Origin of the sequence: Pseudonocardia lacus (assembly GCF_018531445.1) — a bacterium.
In the GTDB taxonomy this organism is placed as follows: Bacteria; Actinomycetota; Actinomycetes; order Mycobacteriales; family Pseudonocardiaceae; genus Pseudonocardia; species Pseudonocardia lacus.
On record NZ_JAHDTH010000083.1, the window covers coordinates 1 to 18,720 of the forward strand.

General features: G+C 75.5%; 17 protein-coding genes and 1 pseudogene. 9 read left to right on the top strand and 9 right to left on the bottom strand.

The window, feature by feature from the left end; translation table 11 throughout:
- Together KIK08_RS18700 and nth are read right to left on the bottom strand one after the other, a co-directional pair.
- Nucleotides 1-188: pseudogene (locus tag KIK08_RS18700) on the bottom strand (hypothetical protein); the annotation flags it as partial.
- Nucleotides 185-922, bottom strand: coding sequence for an endonuclease III (gene nth / locus KIK08_RS18705; protein WP_214404505.1), 738 nt, complete (start codon nt 920-922; stop codon nt 185-187). The gene nth and the pseudogene KIK08_RS18700, both read right to left, overlap by 4 nt.
- Nucleotides 923-1,226: 304 nt before the next feature.
- Here nth and KIK08_RS18710 point away from each other — a divergent pair, with 304 nt between their 5' ends.
- From KIK08_RS18710 to KIK08_RS18720, 3 genes are all read left to right on the top strand, one after another.
- On the top strand, nt 1,227-1,478 hold the full coding sequence (locus KIK08_RS18710; RefSeq protein ID WP_214404478.1) for a hypothetical protein: 252 nt from the start codon (nt 1,227-1,229) through the stop codon (nt 1,476-1,478).
- Between the two features lie 156 nt (nt 1,479-1,634).
- The gene (locus KIK08_RS18715) at nt 1,635-2,309 is read left to right on the top strand and encodes a Crp/Fnr family transcriptional regulator (protein ID WP_214404479.1); all 675 of its coding nucleotides are present in this window, start codon (nt 1,635-1,637) and stop codon (nt 2,307-2,309) included.
- A gap of 236 nt (nt 2,310-2,545) precedes the next feature.
- Nucleotides 2,546-3,781: an MFS transporter gene (locus KIK08_RS18720; protein WP_308257721.1), complete on the top strand. Its 1,236-nt coding sequence runs from the start codon at nt 2,546-2,548 to the stop codon at nt 3,779-3,781.
- On the opposite strand, the gene KIK08_RS18725 is transcribed toward KIK08_RS18720, so the two are convergent.
- From KIK08_RS18725 to sp36, 6 genes are all read right to left on the bottom strand, one after another.
- Nucleotides 3,778-4,563, bottom strand: coding sequence for an MBL fold metallo-hydrolase (locus KIK08_RS18725; RefSeq protein WP_214404480.1), 786 nt, complete (start codon nt 4,561-4,563; stop codon nt 3,778-3,780). The genes KIK08_RS18720 and KIK08_RS18725 overlap by 4 nt on opposite strands.
- Nucleotides 4,560-5,381 carry an NUDIX hydrolase gene (locus KIK08_RS18730; RefSeq protein WP_214404481.1) on the bottom strand — a complete coding sequence of 274 codons (822 nt, stop codon included), beginning with the start codon at nt 5,379-5,381 and terminating at the stop codon, nt 4,560-4,562. Before KIK08_RS18730 ends, KIK08_RS18725 begins: the two co-directional genes overlap by 4 nt.
- Nucleotides 5,382-5,456: 75 nt before the next feature.
- Nucleotides 5,457-7,967 carry a hypothetical protein gene (locus KIK08_RS18735; protein WP_214404482.1) on the bottom strand — a complete coding sequence of 837 codons (2,511 nt, stop codon included), beginning with the start codon at nt 7,965-7,967 and terminating at the stop codon, nt 5,457-5,459.
- Between the two features lie 19 nt (nt 7,968-7,986).
- Nucleotides 7,987-8,580 carry a hypothetical protein gene (locus KIK08_RS18740; RefSeq protein WP_214404483.1) on the bottom strand — a complete coding sequence of 198 codons (594 nt, stop codon included), beginning with the start codon at nt 8,578-8,580 and terminating at the stop codon, nt 7,987-7,989.
- A gap of 19 nt (nt 8,581-8,599) precedes the next feature.
- Complete coding sequence (locus tag KIK08_RS18745; protein WP_214404484.1) at nt 8,600-9,064, bottom strand: RidA family protein; 465 nt, start codon at nt 9,062-9,064, stop codon at nt 8,600-8,602.
- Nucleotides 9,064-9,237 carry a Sp36 family protein gene (sp36, locus tag KIK08_RS18750; RefSeq protein ID WP_214404485.1) on the bottom strand — a complete coding sequence of 58 codons (174 nt, stop codon included), beginning with the start codon at nt 9,235-9,237 and terminating at the stop codon, nt 9,064-9,066. Before sp36 ends, KIK08_RS18745 begins: the two co-directional genes overlap by 1 nt.
- 68 nt (nt 9,238-9,305) lie before the next feature.
- Here sp36 and bagA point away from each other — a divergent pair, with 68 nt between their 5' ends.
- A complete protein-coding gene (gene bagA, locus KIK08_RS18755) occupies nt 9,306-10,337 on the top strand; it encodes an ATPase BagA (RefSeq protein WP_214404507.1) in 1,032 nt (343 codons plus the stop codon).
- The gene (gene bagB / locus KIK08_RS18760) at nt 10,334-11,491 is read left to right on the top strand and encodes an ATPase BagB (RefSeq protein WP_214404486.1); all 1,158 of its coding nucleotides are present in this window, start codon (nt 10,334-10,336) and stop codon (nt 11,489-11,491) included. The genes bagA and bagB overlap by 4 nt, the downstream gene beginning before the upstream one ends.
- A gap of 10 nt (nt 11,492-11,501) precedes the next feature.
- Here the strand turns inward: bagB and KIK08_RS18765 are convergent, their stop codons facing one another.
- Nucleotides 11,502-11,807, bottom strand: coding sequence for a WhiB family transcriptional regulator (locus KIK08_RS18765; RefSeq protein WP_214404487.1), 306 nt, complete (start codon nt 11,805-11,807; stop codon nt 11,502-11,504).
- Nucleotides 11,808-11,986: 179 nt separating this feature from the next.
- Here KIK08_RS18765 and KIK08_RS18770 point away from each other — a divergent pair, with 179 nt between their 5' ends.
- The 4 genes from KIK08_RS18770 (at nt 11,987) to KIK08_RS18785 (ending at nt 18,718) form a co-directional block, all read left to right on the top strand.
- Nucleotides 11,987-14,419, top strand: coding sequence for a penicillin-binding protein (locus KIK08_RS18770; protein ID WP_308257723.1), 2,433 nt, complete (start codon nt 11,987-11,989; stop codon nt 14,417-14,419).
- Nucleotides 14,420-14,508: 89 nt separating this feature from the next.
- The gene (locus KIK08_RS18775) at nt 14,509-15,339 is read left to right on the top strand and encodes a hypothetical protein (protein WP_214404489.1); all 831 of its coding nucleotides are present in this window, start codon (nt 14,509-14,511) and stop codon (nt 15,337-15,339) included.
- A 155-nt stretch (nt 15,340-15,494) separates the two neighbouring features.
- Nucleotides 15,495-17,570, top strand: coding sequence for a bifunctional MFS transporter/dTMP kinase (locus tag KIK08_RS18780; RefSeq protein ID WP_214404490.1), 2,076 nt, complete (start codon nt 15,495-15,497; stop codon nt 17,568-17,570).
- Nucleotides 17,567-18,718, top strand: coding sequence for a DNA polymerase III subunit delta' (locus tag KIK08_RS18785; RefSeq protein ID WP_214404491.1), 1,152 nt, complete (start codon nt 17,567-17,569; stop codon nt 18,716-18,718). The genes KIK08_RS18780 and KIK08_RS18785 overlap by 4 nt, the downstream gene beginning before the upstream one ends.
- Nucleotides 18,719-18,720: the final 2 nt, after the last annotated feature.

An 18,720-nucleotide genomic window follows, 5' to 3' on the forward strand; every position in this document is an offset into this window, starting at 1 on the left:
GGGGCCAGCTCCGCGTCGGGCACGACGACGGCGGCGCGGTCGGTGGCCGGGGCCGCGGTGGCGGCCGGATCGGTGCGGTCGGGGGCGTCCCGCGGCCAGAGCGCGAACACGCCGAGCGCGACCAGCAGCACGACCACGACCGTGCTGACGACCTCCGCCCGACGCACGCCCTGCCGCGGAGCGGTCACGGGACGTCCCGGTCGGCGGCCGTGCGCGGGGCGGGCGCCGGGGCGTCGTCCTCGGTGAGCCCGACCAGCGCCAGCAGGTGCGGCCGGGACGGGCCCTTGACCAGCTTGGCGGCCTGGATCGGGTCGGTCGGGCCGGTGCCGTAGGAGGGGCAGTCGGCGGCGAGCGTGCAGGCGCCGCAGGCCGGCTTCTTGGCGTGGCACACGCGGCGGCCGTGGAAGATGATCCGGTGCGAGGCCATCGTCCAGTCGCGCTTGGGGATCAGCTCGCCGACCGCGTGCTCGACCTTGACCGGGTCCTCCAGGTCGGTCCAGCCCCAGCGCCGGACGAGCCGGCCGAAGTGCGTGTCGACGGTGATGCCGGGCACGTCGAAGGCGTTGCCCAGGATGACGTTGGCCGTCTTGCGGCCGATCCCGGGCAGCTTGACCAGCTCGTCGAGGGTGTTGGGCAGGACGCCGTCGTGCTTCTCGACGACCGCGGCGCCCAGTCCGATCAGCGAGTTCGCCTTGTTCCGGAAGAAGCCGGTGGAGTGGATCATCTCCTCCAGCTCGGCCCGGTCGGCCTGCGCGTAGGCCAGTGCGGTCGGATAGCGCGCGAAGAGCTTCGGCGTGACGGCGTTGACGCCCTTGTCAGTGCTCTGCGCGGACAGGATGGTGGCCACGGCCAGCTCGAGCGGGGTGGTGAAGTCGAGCTCGCAGTGCGCGTCGGTGTGGGTGGCGGTGAGGGTGCGCAGCATCCGGCCGACCCGGCGGGCGCGCCCCAGCGCTGGCTCGCCCGCGGCGATGCGCTTGGCGAGCCGGGCCGCGTTCCGCAGCGCGTCGGCGCCGTGGGTGGTGGGAGCCGCGGGGGAGGGGGTCACGCTCCGAGGGTACGGCGGCACCCGGACGGTCCGGTCGGGCGCGTTCGCCCGACCGGCCGGGACTGTGCGCGAGGGCTCGTCACCGGGCGTCACCGGCTTTGTCACGATCGCGTCAAGGTCGCGCGCAACGCCGACCCCGCCGACGCATGATCGGGCACGGTGCGGGAACATCAGGCCCGACATGACTGCCTGGTTGTCCGTCCTCGTGCCGCTGCTGGTGATGTTCTTCGCGCTCGGAATGGAGCGGGTGGAATCCAAGCTGCGGGAGTCGACCGTGCGCCCCGAGGAGCTCGAAGAGCTCCTCGAACGACCGCGTCCGGACGAGGTCCGAGCCCTGTTCCGGCAGGGTACGGGCCGCGCCCTGGAGCTGTTCCGGCTGCGTTCGCGCGGCCAGCGGGGCAAGCGGGGAGTCCGCCGCAGCAAGGCCGCCTGAGCCCCGGCCGAGCGCCCGCCCCCGTCCCCCGGACGGTGGGTCGCTCGGACGTGCGGACGAAACGACGCGCACAGCGTCACAGAGGGTGCGTGCAGCCCCTAGACTGGCGCGCCGGTGATCCGCCGCGGGGCAGCGGCCGGTATGAGGAGCGGTGCAGTGGACGAGGTTCTTAACCGAGCAGGGATATTCCAGGGTGTGGAGCCGTTCGCGGCCGATGCGTTGGCGCAGTCCCTTGAGCCGGCCGAGTTCCCCCGCGGTCATGTGATCTTCGCCGAGGGCGAGCCGGGCGACCGGCTCTACATCGTCGGCAGCGGCAAGGTGAAGATCGGGCGCAAGTCGCCGGACGGCCGGGAGAACCTGCTGATGGTCGCCGGGCCGTCGGACATGTTCGGCGAGCTGTCGATCTTCGATCCGGGCCCGCGCACGTCGTCGGCGACGGCGGTCACCGAGGTCCGCGCGCACACGATGGACCGCGCCGCGCTGCGCGAGTGGATCGGCAAGCGCCCGGAGATCGCCGAGCAGCTGCTGCGGGTGCTGGCCCGCAGGCTGCGCCGGACGAACAACATGCTGGCCGACCTGATCTTCACCGACGTGCCGGGCCGGGTGGCGAAGTCGCTGCTGCAGCTGGCCCGCCAGTTCGGGTCGCAGGAGTCCGGCCTGCTGCGGGTCACCCACGACCTGACCCAGGAGGAGATCGCCCAGCTGGTCGGCGCCTCCCGGGAGACGGTGAACAAGGCGCTGGCCGACTTCGCCCACCGCGGCTGGCTGCGGCTGGAGGGCAAGAGCGTGCTGATCCTGGAGCCGGAGCGGCTGGCCCGCCGGGCCCGGTAGCCGCGCCCGGTCGGGGGCGTCGCACCGGGTGCCCTGGTCGTCCGGGGAGGGTGAACTCTCACTCGTACGGGCCACACACACCCGCCCGCACTGCGCACAGCCCACCGCGCCCCGCACATCTCGTGGTCGCCGCCCACACGTCGTGACGTGTGCGCGGCGACCTCCGCGTGTGCGGGGACGGGGACGTGGCGGAAAGAACTGGTACGGGCGTACCAGAATGTGCGAACCTGGTCGTCGTGCCCGACTCCTCGATCCGCGCGTACCGCGAGGCCCTGACGACCCCGGGCGCCGGCGTGCCCGCGCTGTTCTCCGCGCTGGGTCGGCTGCCGATCGCGATGGTCGGGCTGGCGATGCTGCTGTACGTGCAGCAGGTCACGGGCTCGTTCGCCATGGCGGGCCTGGTCGGGGCGGGAGGGCTGGTCGGGGTGTCGGCCGGGTCGGTGGTGCAGGGCCGGGTGATCGACCGGATCGGCGCCACCCGGCCGCTGCTGGTGGCCTCGGCGCTGTTCGCCGTGGCGGTCACCGCGCTGGTCGGTGCCGTGCAGGCCGGGCAGGGGGTGGCGCTGCTGGTGGCGCTGGCCGTGCTCACCGGCATCACCCAGCCGGCCGTCGAGGGGGCCGCGCGGGCGCTGTGGGGGCGGCTGATCCCGGCCGGCCCGGTCCGCGACGCCGCCTTCACCTACGAGGCGATCAGCCTCGAGGTGTTCTTCATCCTGGGCCCGGCGCTGGCCGCTCTGCTGGTCGCGGTCACGCCGTGGCCGGGAACGGCCGTGGTGGTCGCGGCGGGCGTGATGGTGGCCGGGTCCGTCGGGTTCGCGCTGACCCGGCCCGTGCGGACCGAGCCGGCACGCGTCGCAGGCGACGGACCGAAGCTGGGCCTGCTGGGCGCGATCGCCCGGCCCGGGATGCGCACGGTCGCGCTGGCCTCGCTCGGCTTCGGCATGGTGGTCGGCACCGTCGAGGTCGGCGTGCCGGCGGTGACGGCGCAGGCGGGCTCGGCCGCGCTGGGCGGCGTGCTGCTGTCGGCCTGGTCGGTGGCCTCGGTGCTGGCCGGCGTCCTGTACTCGATGCGGCCCTGGCCGCGGCCACTGCACCTGCGGATGCCGGTGCTGCTCGGCGCCTTCGCGGTGCTGGTCGCGGCGATGTCGCTGACCGGCCCGCTGGACTCGCTGACCGCCCTCGTGGTGGCCATGGTCGCGGCCGGCGCGTTGATCACCCCGCAGGTGACGGCGCACTCCCTCGCCGTGGACCTGGCCTCACCGCCCGGCACCGCCGCCGAGGGCTTCGGTTGGGTGGTCACCGCGGCCACCCTGGGCCTGGCCGGGGGCCAGTCGGCCGGCGGCGCGGTCGTCGAGGCCGTCGGGCCGCCGGCGGCGTTCGTGGTCGGCGGGGTGGCCGGGATGGTCGTCGCGGTGGTGCTGTGGGCCCGCCGCGGCACCCTGGCCCCGCAGCCCCGGCCGGTGCCGGTCTAGGCGCGCAGGTAGTCGAGCTGGGCGCGCACCGAGAGCTCGGCGGCGCCCCACAGCGTCCGGTCGACGTCGACGTAGACGACCTCGACGACCTGGCGCGCGGTCGCGGTCGGTCCCAGCGCGGCCAGCGCCGCGCGGACCTGGTCGAGGCGCTGCTCGCGGTGGGCCAGGTAGTGGGCGGCGGCCTTCGCGGCGTCGGCCAGCTCGGGGCCGTGGCCGGGCAGCACGGCGGTGTCCGGGGCCAGGTCGGCCAGCCGGTGCAGCGAGTCCAGGTAGGGGCCCAGGGAGCCGTCGGGGTGGGCGATGACGGTGGTGCCGCGGCCGAGGATGGTGTCGCCGGTGAGCACCGACGCCGCGGTGTCGGGTCCGCTGAGCAGGAACGACAGCGAGTCCGACGTGTGCCCCGGCGTGCTGATCACCCGCAGCTCGACGCCCGCCGCGGCCACCACGTCGCCGTCGCCGAGCGCCTCGGAGCCGAGCACGAGCGACGGGTCCAGCGCCCGCACGGGCGCCCCGGTCAGCTCGGCGAACCGGCGCGCGCCCGCGGCGTGGTCGTGGTGGCGGTGGGTGAGCAGCACGATCGCCACGGGCCCGGCCGCGGCCACCCGCTCCAGGTGCTCCGGGTCGTCGTCGCCCGGGTCGATGACGACGCAGCTCTCCTCGCCGGGGGCGCGCAGCACCCAGGTGTTGGTGCCCTCCAGCGTCATCGGCGACGGGTTGTGCTCCAGCAGCACCGACGCCAGCGGTGTCACGGCCCGCAGCTCCCCGTAGGCGGGCCCGGTCACAGCGGGCCCCCCTCGGCGATCGGCATCCGGGCGACCGGCATCCGGACCTCGGGCTGCTCCCCGACCTCCAGGACGATGTCGCCGCCGTCGCGGCGGGCCTGCGGGATGATCGGCCGGATGGTGCGGCTGTCGGCCGCGGCGAACAGCGAGGCGCTGTCCGGGTGCTCGGCGATCTGCTCGAGCGTGCGGTAGGTGGGGGCCATCAGCTGCATGCCGCCGCGCTCCCACTCGCGCAGGGCCTCGTCGGGGTGCCACCAGGCGGCCTCGACCGCCTCGGTGGTGTGCGCGTCGGCGCTCTGCCCCTCGGGCACCACGGCCACCAGGAACGCGGTGTCGTAGCGCCGCGGGGAGACCGGTGGCGTGATCCACCGCGCCCAGGGCCGCAGCAGCTCGGCGCGCAGCACCAGCCCGGTCCCGGTGAGCAGCTGGCCCAGCGTGCGGCGGTGCGCGACGAGGTCGGCGCGGCCGTCGGCGAGCAGCGTGTGGTCGGCCCGTCCGGGGCCGGCCAGCAGCACCCCGCACTCCTCGAACGTCTCCCGCACGGCCGCGCACACCAGCGACCCCGCCAGCTCGGGGTCGCAGCCGAACCGCTCCCCGAACCAGCGCGGGTCCGGGCCGGTCCAGGCCGTGGGATCGGGCAGGTCGGTCGGGTCGACGGCGCCGCCCGGGAACACGGTCATCCCCCCGGCGAACGCCATGCCGGCCACGCGGCGCTGCAGGAAGACCTGCAGCGGCGACCGGCCCGGCTCCGGGGCGTCCCGGACGAGGATCACGGTGGCGGCGGGGCGCGGGACGACGGGCGGGCGATCGGTGGACATCATCGGACACTAACCCGGCCCCGGCGATCGGCACACGTCCGAAGGCCATGGTGCTGGTCTCGTTGCCGCCCGTGGTCAGCCGGCGTCGGGCGGGGTTTCCTCGTCGTTCTCGGACTCGGCGTTGCGCTTGCGGCGGGACGCGAACGGGTTGAGCCGCGACCCCTGGCGGGCGGACCCGTTGGTGCCGTTGCGCTCGGGCCCGAAACGGCCGGTGCCGGTCACCGCCCCGTTGGCGCCCGTGCCGGTGACGGCCGGGTCGCCGGGGCCGGCGCTGCCGTTGGTGACTCCGTTGGCGTAGCCCTTGCTGTAGCCGTTGCCGTTCGGGTGGATGCGGTGGGCCGCGGTCCCCGACCCGTGCGGGCCGGAGCCGTTGCCGTTGCGGGCGACGGCGCCGTTCGCGCCGGTGCCGTCGACGGCGGGGCGGTGCGGCGGCTCCGGCGCGCGGTCGTCGCCGCGGGGCACGCGGCCGCTGCGCAACTCGGCCTGCAGCTTGGCCAGCAGGTCGAGGTCGGCCTCGCCGAGGCGGGCCAGCGACTCGGGGCGCAGGCCGAGGTTCGGGTCGTGCTCGAGGTCCACGGTGCGGTCGTCGGGGATCTGGCGGCGCTCGTCGGCGTGGGCGTCGTGGTCGCGGCCCTCCCCGGAGGGCATCGGGATGGCCGGCCTGGTCGGCGTCTGCGGCACGCCACCCGTGGTGGCCGGCGGCATCGGGATCGCGCCGTTGGCCGCCGGGGGCATCGGGATCGGGCCGCTCGCCGGCGGGAGCGGGATGGGACCGCTGGCCGGGGGCATCGGGATCGCGCCGTTCGCGGGGGGTCCGGGGTTGGCACCGTTGGTGCTCGGCACGACCGGGTGCGCGCCGGTACCGGCCGGGGGCAGCGGGATGGGGCCGGAGCCCGGCGGCACCGCGGGGTGCGCGCCGGTGCCCGCGGGCGGGAGCGGGATCGCCCCGGAGCCCGGACCGTCGACGCGGGCCTGCTGGCCGCCGTCGGCGGGATCGCCGGTGGCCGGCTCGCCGTCCACGGGCTCGTCGGGGGTGCGCAGGTAGCGGTGGCGGGCCGAGCGGCGCCCGATCGGGCGCGGCGGGGTGATCTCCCGGTCCTGCTCGGAGCCGTTGCCGCCGTCGCCCTCGGACGGCATCGCCCACGCACCGGACAGCCAGTCGCCCGACCAGCTCTCGTCGGAGACCGGGCCGTCGTCGGAGGGCCTGCCGTCCGGCGCCGGGGTGACCAGGCCGATCGGGCCGGTCAGCGGGGGCGTCGGGTCCAGCAGCGGGGGCATCAGCGGGCGGCTGAGCGGGTCCTGCAGGGGGTCGAAGTCGGAGCCCGCGGTGTCGTCGGGCCCGTCGTGGCCGACCGGGGTGAGTGGGCGGCGGCCGTTGGTCCCGCGGCGCAGCAGCGGGATGGGTGTCGGGCCGGTCATCGAGCTGCGGTTGATCGGGGTGACCGGGGCCGGCAGGACCCGCGGCTTCGGCCGGGCCACTGGCCGCGGCTCCGGATCGCCGGACCCGTTCGGGCCGGCGCGGTGGGAGGCGCGGCGCGACCGGCCGAACTCCTCGGGGTGGAACTCGGGCTGGGCGTCGTCGCCCTCGTCGTCGCCGTGGGACTCGTCGAACAGCGTGGGCACGGCGGTCAGCCGGCCGGCGCCGCGCGGGGCCTCCTCCTCCGGATCGGCGCTCGCCGCCGGCGCCTCCCGGTCGGGCCGCTCGGGACGCTCGGACGGCGGCGGGGTGGGCGTCGGGGAGTCGAACAGCGGGGTGTCGGAGTGCGAGGCCCCGAACGGCGGTGCGGCGGAGATCGGCTGCGTGGTCTCGTTGAGCCGGTGCGCGGCGCGGCCGTCGCGGGACGCCAGGCCGGCGTCCTGGTCGGGCTGCTCGGTGCGGCGCTTGCGGGTGGGCAGCGCCGGCACCGCGACCGTCGCCTCGGCGGCGCGCGTCACGGACGGGCGCTCGTCCGGTGCGCGTTCCCCGGCGGGCGCCGGCGCCTGCGGGCGGCGGTCGAGCCGGAGCTGGCGGGCGGAGCGCATCGCCTCGGCGTGGTAGGCCGGGACGCCGCCGCCGACGGTGAGGACCTCCACCGAGCAGACCACGCCGGAGCGCTGCAGGGCGACGGTGAGCTGGTAGGCGAGCATGTCGGGGCGGCGGGAGCCCGGCTCGACCTCGACGAGCAGCACGGGGTGCGGCAGCGGCCCGGGAGCGGCGCCTGCCGCGGTGCGCCGGTGGGTGAGCAGCACGCGGCAGCCCTCCAGCTGCCGGGCCGGCAGGCTGACCAGTACCGTCGCCACCGGCCCGGCCAGCGACTCCTCGGCGGCGAACCGGTGCTCGGTGGCGTCCTCGGCGGTCGCCGGGCGCAGGGCGGCGTCGACGTCGAGGTCGATGCGGGCCGAGCGGGCCAGCTCGACCAGCCGCCCGCGCACGATCGGGGGCAGCGCGACCCGGTCGGCGGCGAGGCTGGCGGTGAGCATCTCCACGGCGTGCGCGTCCTCGCCCACGGCGACCAGCTCGCGCGCCCAGCCGAGCAGGTCGTCGTCGACCCGGCCGGCCAGGGCCAGCAGCAGGTCGTGCGTCGCGTTCTGGGACGTGCTCTCCACCGGGCCCCTCCCTTCCGGTCTACCCGTCGTGCCCGACGGACACGGGCGGCCGCCAGATTCTGCTTTCCTCGATGATGACGGCCCGGTGGTAGGGCGGTAGCTCACTGTGCGACGGAAGCACCTCCACGCACGGTGTGCGGTCGCCGTGGGCGCGCAGGACGCGTTGCAGGGTCCCGGTGAGCGTCCACGGCCGTTCACCGCCGAGCACCACGACGACGCGCTGCTCCCGCCGACCACCCAGCCGCCACGCCTGGTGCAGCGCCACGCAGCCCGGGTGGCCGCGGACGACGGCCAGCACGCTCAGCGCGGCCGTGTCCAGGCCGGTGTCGGAGGTGCGGAAGGTGGTCGTGACCTCGTCGGTCGGGTCGGTGGGCAGGATCGCGTCGAGGAGGTGCCGGGAGGCGTTCCACTCGCCGACCGAGCGCTCCAGCAGGTCGCGCTCGTCGTCGGTGAGCCCGACGCGGTGCCGGAGCAGCTCGCGGGGCAGGGTCGCGGCCAGCGCGTCGGCGCTGCCGGAGGCCAGCCAGTCGCGCATCCGCCAGAGCAGGTCGTCGGGGAGCCGTCCGGCGAGCCGGACGAGCAACCCGTGGCACGCCTCCTCGGCCGCGCTCATGACGCCCCCGGCGCGGTGCTCACGACCCGGACACCTCCACGACCAGCTCGACCTCGACGGGCACGCCGCGGGGCAGCTCGGCGACGCCGACCGCGGAGCGGGCGTGCGCGCCCGCCTCGCCGAAGACCTCGGCGAGCACGTCGGAGGCGCCGTTGACGACCTCGGGCTGGTCGGTGAAGCCGGGGGCGGAGGCGACGAACCCGACGACCTTCACCACGGCCGTCACGGCGTCGATGCCGACCAGGGCGTCGACGGCGGCCAGCGCGTTGAGGGCGCAGATGCGGGCCAGCCGCTGCGCCTCCTCGGTACTGATCGCGTCGCCGACCTTGCCGGTGGCGGCGAGCTCGCCGTCGACGAAGGGGACCTGCCCGGCGGTGAACACGAGGTTCCCGCTGCGCTTGGCGGGGACGTAGGAGCCGGCGGGTGCGCTGACCGCCGGCAGTGCGATGCCCAGCTCGCGCAGGCGCTCGCTCGTGCTCGCCATCAGCCCTGCACCGGGCGCTTGAACCAGGCCACGAGCTGCTCCGCGTTCAGCCCGGTGGTGACCTGGACCAGCTCCCAGCCGTCCCGGCCGAAGTTGTTCAGGATCGCCTGGGTGTTGTGGATCAGGACGGGAGCGGTGAGGTACTCCCACCTCTGGACGGTGCCGTCGCTCATGACCGGGGACTGTAGCCAGCGCCTCATCGGCTCGGGCGGCCGGTCGGGCCGATGCTCCGTAGCCTGGGATCGTGACTCCCACCGGTTGGCCAGCGGCGTTGTCGGGCGCCCGCCTGCACGTCGTGACGGGCAAGGGCGGGACCGGCAAGTCCACCGTGGCCGCCGCGCTGGCGTTGGCGCTGGCCACGGGCGGCAAGCGCACCCTGCTCGTGGAGGTCGAGGGCCGCCAGGGCATCGCCCAGCTGTTCGACAGCCCGCCGCTGCCCTACGAGGAGCGCAAGATCGCGGTCGCCCCGGGCGGTGGCGAGGTCAGGGCGCTGGCGGTGGACGCCGAGGCGGCCCTGCTGGAGTACTTCGAGCTGTTCTACCGGTTGGGGATGGCCGGGCGCACGCTGCGCCGGATGGGCGCGATCGAGTTCGCCACCACGCTGGCCCCGGGCCTGCGCGACGTGCTGCTCACCGGCAAGGTCAAGGAGTGCGTCAACCGCACCGGCCCCGACGGGCGCCCCGCCTACGACGCCGTCGTCCTCGACGCGCCCCCCACCGGGCGGGTGGTCAGCTTCCTCGACGTCACCAAGGCCATGGCCGACCTGGCCCGCAGCGGCCCGATCCACACCCAGGCCGAGGGCGTCGTCCAGGTGCTGCACTCGGGGCTCACCGCGATCCACCTGGTGACGCTGCTGGAGGAGCTGCCGGTGACCGAGACCCTGGAGACCGTCGACGAGCTGGTCGCGGCCGACCTGCGACCCGGGGCGGTGATCGTCAACCGGGTCCGCCCGCGGTGGCTGCCCGACCGCTCGGTCGCCGCGGCGGCCAGCGGCCGGGTCGACGCCGAGCGCATCCGGGCCGGGCTGTCCGGCGCCGGTGTCGACCTCCCCCCGGACGTCATCGACGGCCTCGTCGCCGAGACGGTGGAGCACGCCGTCCGGGTGAACTCCGAGTCCGCCGCGCTGCAGCGGCTGTCGGAGGGGGCCGACCGCCCCCGCCTGGAGCTGCCGCAGCTGGTCGACGGCGTCGACCTCGGGTCCCTCTACGACCTGGCGGCCGCGCTGGTCGAGCAGGGAGTGGCGGTCAGGGCCCTGAGCGGGGCCGGCGCATGACCCCGGTGCTGGACGTCGACGCGCTGATCGACGACCCCGGGACCCGGGTGATCGTGTGCTGCGGTTCCGGCGGGGTCGGCAAGACGACCACCTCCGCGGCGCTGGCGGTGCGCGCCGCCGAGCGCGGCAGGCGCACCGTGGTGCTGACCATCGACCCGGCGCGGCGGCTGGCCCAGGCGCTGGGGCTGGAGGCGCTGGAGAACGAGCCGGGCCGCGTCGACCACGTCGACACGGTGCCGGGCGGCGAGCTGCACGCGATGATGCTGGACATGCGCCGCACCTTCGACGAGATGGTGCAGACGCACTCCACGCCCGAGCGGGCCGAGGCGATCCTGGCCAACCCCTTCTACCAGACCATCTCCACGTCGTTCTCCGGAACGCAGGAGTACATGGCCATGGAGAAGCTGGGCCAGCTGGCCGCGACCGGCCAGTGGGACCTGATCGTGGTCGACACCCCGCCGTCGCGCTCGGCGCTGGACTTCCTCGACGCCCCGCAGCGGATGTCGAACTTCCTCGACGGCCGGATGATCCGGCTCCTCTCGGCGCCCGCGAGGGCCGGTGGCCGAGGGCTGCGCAAGATCGTCAGTGCCGGGTTCGGGCTGTTCGCGAAGGCCGTCTCCACCATCCTGGGCGGCCAGATGCTGGCCGACGCCTCGGCGTTCGTGCAGGCCTTCGACACGATGTTCGGCGGCTTCCGGGAGCGCGCCGAGGCCACCTACGCGCTGCTGCGCTCGCCGGGCACGGCGTTCCTGGTGGTGGCGGCGCCGGAGCCGGACGCGCTGCGCGAGGCCGCGTACTTCGTCGACCGGCTCTCCGCGGAGGAGATGCCGCTGGCCGGGCTGGTGCTCAACCGGACCCACCCGGTGCTGGCGCCGCTGTCGGCCACCCGGGCCCGCGCGGTGGCGGAGAACCTGCGCGGCGCCCCGCTGGCGGCCTCGGTGCTGCGGCTGCACGCCGACCGGGTCGACCTGGCCGAGCGCGAGGAGCGGCTGCTCACCCGGTTCACCGGGGCGCACCGCGAGGTCGCGGTGACCAGGGTGCCGGTGGTGCCCGGGGCCGTCGCCGACCTGGACGGGCTGCGCGAGATCGGGGCCCGGCTGGCCGCCGACGGCGACACCGGGCGGGTGCCGGCCGGGCTGCGCTCCGCGCGCTGAGCCGGGCCGGTCACGGCTGGGGGGTGTCGGCGGTCTCGCGGCGGTAGTGCGCGGTGCGGGCGTCGGTGAGCAGGTCCATCCAGTCGTCGACGTCCGGGCGCCTGCGCAGCAGGGCCCGGCGCTCGCGCTCGGTCATCCCGCCCCAGACGCCGAACTCGATGCCCTCGTCGAGGGCGTGCGCCAGGCACTCGGTGCGCACCGGGCAGGTGCGGCAGAACAGCTTGGCCTCGCGCTGCTGCGCGCCGACGACGAAGAGGTCCTCCGCGTCGGTGGTGCCGCACTTCGCCGCAACCCGCCAGTTCCACTGCTCGGTCATGGTCGCCTCCGTCGCTCGCGGTGTTCCGCGCCGGTCGGTGGTGGGGGACCCCGTCCTGACCGGCATGGATGAATTCTGCGAGCGCCCGGTGGCGCCGGGTACCGAGCAAAAATACTCAACCGGCCGGCCGGGGCGGACCTGACGAGGGGGTGACAGGGCGCGGCGTAGGCTCGCCATCCGTGAGGTCCCCAGGTGCCACCCGATCGATCGCGACGCTGCTCGGGCTGTGCGTCCTGGCCGGCGTGCTCGTCGCCGGCATGGTGTTCCCGGCCGCCGCAGGCGTGGGCCTGGTGGCCAGCGACGCGGGCGACAGCGTGCAGGCCGTGTCGACCGACCTGCTGGACGGCCCGCTGCCGCAGACCAGCGTCGTCACCGACAGCGAGGGCAACCCGATCGCCCGGTTCTTCGAGCCCAACCAGAACCGCGTGGCGATGCGGCCCGACCAGATCTCCCCGGCGATGAAGGCGGCCATGGTCGCCATCGAGGACCGGCGCTTCTACCAGCACCAGGGCGTCGACTGGCAGGGCACGATCCGCGCGGTCGTCACCAACCAGGTCTCCGGCGACATCCAGCAGGGCGCCTCCACGCTGACCCAGCAGTACGTCAAGAACTACATGCTCTACGTGGCCGCGGAGACCGAGACCGAGCGGCTCAAGGCCACCGAGCAGACCCCGGCCCGCAAGCTCAAGGAGGCCCAGATCGCCCTCCAGCTCGAGCAGCAGCTCGGCAAGGAGGAGATCCTCACCCGCTACCTGAACATCGTCTCGTTCGGCAACGGGGCCTCCGGCATCGCCGCGGCGGCGCGCACCTACTTCGGCACCACGGCCGACCAGCTCACCGTGCCGCAGGCGGCGCTGCTGGCCGGCAACGTGCGCAACCCCAGCGCCACCGACCCGGTCAACAACCCCGAGGACGCGCTGGCCCGCCGCAACACCGTCATCCAGCAGATGCGCGACCAGCAGATGATCGACGAGGCGCAGGCGAAGGAGGCGCTCGACGCCCCGCTGGGCATCGTCAGCCCGCTCAACGTCCAGCCGGCCGGCTGCATCGGCGCGGGCGACGCCGGGTTCTTCTGCCGCTACGTGGAGACCTACCTGGCCGGTGCCGGGTTCTCCACCGAGCAGATCAACCGCGGCGGCTACACGATCAAGTCCACGCTGGACCCGGCCGCGATGCAGAAGATGAAGGCCGCGCTGGACGCGGAGGTCCCGCCGGACCAGCCGAACGTCGCCGACGTGATGTCGCTGGTGCAGCCGGGCAAGGACAAGCACCGGGTGCTGGCGATGGGCTCCAGCCGGGTCTTCGGCCTGGACGGCGAGAAGCTGGAGACCAGCTACGGGCTGCCCTACGAGCCGGTGCCGCTGGGCGCGGGCTCGACGTACAAGGTGTTCACCGCGGCCACCGCCCTGGAGAAGGGGCTGGGCATCAACTACCAGCTCACGGTGCCGCCGTCCGGCTACGCGTCGCCGATCTACACCGACGGCGGCGGGCGCCCGCTGCCGGTGCAGAACTCCGGCAACTACTCCGAGCGCATGACCATCACCGACGCGCTGGCCCAGTCGCCGAACACGGCGTTCATCAAGCTGATGGAGTTCACCGGCGTCCCGGACGTGGTGGACATGGCGGTGCGGCTGGGCATGCGCTCGCTGGCCACCACCCCGTTCAAGGACCCGAACACCGGCCGCAACACCGACCGGTCGATCGCCGAGGTCACCAAGTCCCAGAAGCAGGCCTCGTTCACCCTCGGCGTGAGCCCGACCAGCGTGCTGGAGCTGGCGAACGTGGGGGCGACGCTGGCCAGCGAGGGCATGTGGTGCCCGCCCAGCCCGATCGAGTCGATCACCGACCCGGCCGGCAACCCGGTGCCGGTCACCGAGGCGCCGTGCGAGCAGGTCGTCGACCCCGGCCTGGCCAACACGCTGCTGACCGGTATGAGCAAGGACGACATCCCCGGCGGGACGGCGGCCAGGGCGGCCGGTGAGGTCGGCTGGAACCGGCCGATGGCCGGCAAGACCGGCACCACCCAGCAGCACAAGTCGGCGGCGTTCCTGGGGGTCGTGCCGCAGGCCTCGGGCGCGGTCATCGCGTTCGACAACTCCAACGCCCCCAAGCCGCTCTGCGACGGCGCGGGCGCCCCGTACGCCTGCCGGTCCGGCAACATCTTCGGCGGCAAGACCCCGGCCGAGACCTGGTTCGGCACCATGACGGCCTACCTGGAGGGCCAGCCGGTGCTGCCGCTGCCCCCGACGGACCCGCGCTACCTGGAGGGCGGCGCCGAGTCCCGGGTGCCCGACGTGGTCGGTCGCGGCCAGAACGACGCGCGGGCCACCCTGGAGGGGGCCGGCTGGGCCGTCACCACCCGCACGGTGGACAACGCGGCGTCCAAGGGCACGGTGGTCGGGCAGAGCCCGCGGGGCACCGCGCTGCCCGGCGAGACGATCCTGCTGAGCGTCAGCAGCGGCACGGTCCCGCCGCCCCCGGCCGCCCCGGGCGCCGATGAGTCGGGTGGCGGCGCCCCCGACGACGGCGGGGACGGCGGGGACGGTGGCGATGGTGACGGCGGCGACGGCGACGGCGGTGGCGAGGACGGCGGTGGTGACGGCGACGGCTGAGGCCGCGCCGTCCCCTGTCCGGGGGCGGTACGGGAGCGGCCCGCGTTGCGCCCAGCGCCGGGTCGGCGGTCGGCCTACCATTCGGCGGCATGACCGGACGTCTCCGCGGAGCAGGACCCGCCGGTGACGCCGCCCAGCCGGTCCCCGCCATCGGCGCCGTGACCGGCTGGCTGGGCCGGCTCGGCGACGCACTGCGCGGGCCCGGGCGGGCCGAGCCGCCCGCCGGCATGACGGTCGCCGACCTGGTGTCGGCGCGCGGCCTGGACGCGGCGCCCCCCGCCCCCGCGACCGCCGAGCCGGCGCCGGTCGAGCGCGGTCCTGGACCCGCCGTCGGCGAGCCCGCGATCGTCCACGACGGAGCCGAGGACTCCGCGGTCGTCGAAGTGGCCGTCGACGAGCCCGTCGTCGAGGACTCCGAGGCCGCCGATCCGGACGTGGGACCGGCCGCCGCCGTCGCCCGTCGCGATCAGCCCTTCGCCGTCGCGGAACCGGCCCCCGAACCGGCGCTGTCCACGGCGCTCCCGCCGCCGTCCGACCCCGACCTGCTCGCCCCGCCGTGGGTGCGCGTCGCCCCCGCCGAGCCCGACCGCGACCCGGTCGCGGTCGCCGTGCTCGTCGAGGAGCCCGACCCGGCCGTGGCCACCGACCGGCTGACCCACCCGCCGCCCGCCGTCATCGCATCCACGCCGGCCCCGGCCCCGCCACCGATCCCGGCGCCGTCCGCGCCGCCCCGGCGGGCACCGACGCGGTTCTCCGTCGCGCCCCGCCCCACCGTCGTCGACGACCTGTCGATCACCGGCCTGACCCGGCGTTCCCGCAGCCTGTGGGGGTCGCGGCTGTTCGCCCTGTTCTTCGCGTTCGTCTACCTGACGATCCTGGTGCAGCTGGTCGACTCGCTGCTGCACCCCGTCTACCGGTGAGGTCGGGCCGTCCCGACTGAGATGGCGCTGAGCACCGCTGGCGCCGCGGGGGTGACTGCTCCACTAGCCTGACCCCAGCTGGGTATCCCCGGTGCGAGCAGGGCCCGCCGGCCCGACCCCCAGGACCGGCGCGCGCCGACGGGAGGTGAGCCGCGATGGAGTCCGCCGACGCCCCCGCGGGCACCCGGCCGGCGCCGCCCTCGCTCGGCGCGCCCACCGCGCACCGCGTGCGCAGCGTCCTGGCCATCCCCGCCTTCCGCAGGCTCTGGCTGGTGACCTCGGTCGCCGGCACGTGCGACTGGCTCAGCCTGCTCGCGCTGTCCGCGCTGGCCACCCAGCTCACCGAGGGCCACCAGGCGCAGAGCTTCGCGCTCGGCGGCGTGGTGGCCACCAAGCTGCTGCCCGCGCTCGTGCTCGGCCCGCTGGCCGGGGCGCTGGCCGACAAGCTCGACCGGCGCCACGTCATGGTCGTGTGCGACGTGCTGCGCTTCGGCCTGTTCGTGTCCATCCCGCTGGTCGGGTCGCTGTGGTGGCTGTTCCTGGCCACCTTCCTGATCGAGATCTGCGCGCTGTTCTGGATCCCGTCCAAGGACGCCTCGGTGCCCAACCTGCTGCGCAGGCCCGACCAGATCGAGACGGCCAACCAGCTGGCCCTGGTGATGACCTACGGCGTCGCCGTGGTCACCGCGTCCGGGCTGTTCACGCTGGTGTCCAGCGCCGGGCGGTGGTTCGGCGGCGACAGCGGCGCGATGCCCACCGTGATGCTGACGCTGGTGCTCAGCGGCGTCGCCTACCTGGTCACCGCGCTGACGGTGTGGTTCGGCATCCGGGAGATCTCCGGGCGGGGCGCGGGCGGGGAACGCCCACCCACCCCCGGCGTCGTCGCCATGATCCGCGACGGGGCCGCGTTCGTGGTGCGCACGCCGCTCATCCGCGGCCTGGTCGTCGGGATCATCGGCGCGTTCGCGGCCGGTGGCACGGTGGTCGGCTCGGCCACCCTCTACGCGGCCAGCCTCGGCGGGGGCAACGCCGCCTACGGCATCCTGTTCGCCTCGGTGTTCGTCGGGCTCGGGATCGGCATGGGCCTGGCCCCGCGGATGGCCCGGCGCGTCCCGCACAACCGGCTCTTCGGGGCCGCGATCGTGGCCGCCGGCCTGGCCCTGGTGCTGGTGGCGCTGGCGCCGCACCTGTTCGTGGCGATCGGGGCGGTGATGCTGGTCGGCGGATTCGCCGGCATCGCCTTCCTCACCGGCCTGACGATCATCGGCTCGCAGGTCGCCGACGAGATCCGCGGCCGCATCGTGGCGTTCGTGCAGTCGATCGTGCGGCTCACCCTGCTCGGCTCGATGGCGCTGGTGCCGCTGCTGGTCGGGCTGGTCGCCGCGCGCACCGTCGACGTGCTGGGCGTCGCGCTCGTCATCGACGGCACGCGGGTGGTGATGCTGGCCGGCGGGGTGGTCGCGGCCTGCGTCGGCATCCTGGCCTACCGCCAGATGGACGACCGCAGCACCGAGCCCATGCTGCCCGACCTGCTCGCCGCCGTGCGCCGCGGTGAGCCGCGCTCCGGCCCCGGCGTCCTGGTGGCGGTGGAGGGCGGCCCGGCCGAGGAGACCACCGAGCAGGCGGCCCGGCTCGCGGCGAACCTGCGCGCGGCCGGCTACACAGTCGTCGTGCCGGACGGCAGCGACCGCGACCGGCAGCGCTGGGCCGCGGCCACCCGGGAGGCGGCGCTGTCGGGCCTGCGGGCCAAGATGCTCGCGGCGGCGGCGGTCCGCGCGGACGAGGTCGAGCGGGTCATCCGCCCGGCGCTGGAGGGAGGGGCGGTCGTGGTGGTCGACCGGTTCCTGGCCAGCCCGCTGGTCGAGTTCGGCGTCGTCGCCGACCGCGCCCGGTCCGAGCTCGAACCGGCCGAACTCGACAGCCTCGCCCTGTGGGCCACCAACCGCCTCCGGCCCGACATCTCGGTCCTGCTCGACCGCCCCCCGAGCGGCGCCACGCCCCCTCCCGGCGGCGTCGTCGGCGAGGAGCACCTCCGCGTGCGCAGGCTGCTCACCCGGATGGCCGCCGCCGAGCCCGCCCGCTACCTGGTCGTCGACACCGACGGCGGACCCGACGAGGTCGCGGACCGGGTGTGGGAGGTCCTGCGCCCGGTGCTGCCCGCCCCCGCCGCCGCCCCCGGCCGGCAGGTGCCGCCCGCCGAGCAGCCGACCGACCGGGTCGTCGCGCCGTGAGCGCCTGGGACGAGGTCGTCGGCCAGCCCGAGGCCGTCGAGGAGCTGAGCCGGGCCGCGGCCGAGCCCACCGCGATGACCCACGCCTGGCTGTTCACCGGCCCGCCCGGCTCCGGCCGCTCGGTGGCCGCGCGCGCCTTCGCCGCCGCGCTGCAGTGCCCCGACAACGGCTGCGGCCACTGCGCCACCTGCCACACCGTGCTCAGCGGCACCCACCCCGACGTGCGCGAAGTCGTGCCGGAAGGGCTGTCGATCAGCGTCTCGGAGATGCGCGCGCTGGTGCAACTCGCCGCCCGCCGCCCGGCCACCGCACCGCACCAGATCCTCGTCATCACCGACGCCGACCGGCTCACCGAGGGCGCGGCCAACGCGCTGCTCAAGGCGGTGGAGGAGCCCCCGGCGCGGACGGTCTTCCTGCTGTGCGCGCCGTCGGACCACCCCGATGACGTGCCCATCACCATTCGCTCCCGGTGCCGCGTGGTGCCGCTGCGCACGCCGTCGGCCGAGGCCGTCGCCGGCGTCCTGACCGAGCGCGACGGCGTCCCGCCCGACATGGCGGCCTGGGCCGCGTCGGTGTCCGGCGGGCACGTCGGCCGGGCCCGCCACCTCGCCCGCGACCCGGAGGTCCGCAAGCACCGCGAGGCCGTGCTGGCGATGCCGATGCGGATGCGCGGGCTGGGCGAGGCGTTCTCATTCGCCGGCGACCTGGTCCGCACGGCGAAGGCCGAGGCCACCGCGCTCAGCGAGACCCGCGACGTCACCGAGCGCGAGGAGATGGCCGTCGCCATGGGCGCCGGCGGCGTCGGCAAGGGCGTGGCCGCCGCGGCCCGCGGCGCCCGGGCCGCCGAGCGCGAGCTGGAGCGGCGCCAGAAGTCCCGCAACACCCGAACCCAGCGCGACGCGATCGACCGCGCCCTCGTCGACCTGGCCGGCTTCTTCCGCGACGCGCTCGTCGTCGGCAGCGGCGCCGACGTCGCGCTGACCAACCCCGACCGCGAGGCCGACGTGCGCCGCGCCGCGACGGAGTGGCCCCCCGAGTCGGTGCTGCGCAGGCTGGAGGCCGTGCTGGCCTGCCGCACCGCGCTCGACCAGAACGTCAAGCCGGAGATCGCCGTCGAGGCGATGATGACGGTGCTGCAGCGCGGCTGAGC

Bases quoted from the DNA above. Each gene is read 5' to 3' on its own strand.
- nth (WP_214404505.1), bottom strand. From the start codon at position 922: ATGCTGCGCACCCTCACCGCCACCCACACCGACGCGCACTGCGAGCTC.
- KIK08_RS18710 (WP_214404478.1), top strand. From the start codon at position 1,227: ATGACTGCCTGGTTGTCCGTCCTCGTGCCGCTGCTGGTGATGTTCTTC.
- KIK08_RS18730 (WP_214404481.1), bottom strand. From the start codon at position 5,381: ATGTCCACCGATCGCCCGCCCGTCGTCCCGCGCCCCGCCGCCACCGTG.
- KIK08_RS18740 (WP_214404483.1), bottom strand. From the start codon at position 8,580: ATGAGCGCGGCCGAGGAGGCGTGCCACGGGTTGCTCGTCCGGCTCGCC.
- KIK08_RS18745 (WP_214404484.1), bottom strand. From the start codon at position 9,064: ATGGCGAGCACGAGCGAGCGCCTGCGCGAGCTGGGCATCGCACTGCCG.
- sp36 (WP_214404485.1), bottom strand. From the start codon at position 9,237: ATGAGCGACGGCACCGTCCAGAGGTGGGAGTACCTCACCGCTCCCGTC.
- bagB (WP_214404486.1), top strand. From the start codon at position 10,334: ATGACCCCGGTGCTGGACGTCGACGCGCTGATCGACGACCCCGGGACC.
- KIK08_RS18765 (WP_214404487.1), bottom strand. From the start codon at position 11,807: ATGACCGAGCAGTGGAACTGGCGGGTTGCGGCGAAGTGCGGCACCACC.
- KIK08_RS18775 (WP_214404489.1), top strand. From the start codon at position 14,509: ATGACCGGACGTCTCCGCGGAGCAGGACCCGCCGGTGACGCCGCCCAG.
- KIK08_RS18780 (WP_214404490.1), top strand. From the start codon at position 15,495: ATGGAGTCCGCCGACGCCCCCGCGGGCACCCGGCCGGCGCCGCCCTCG.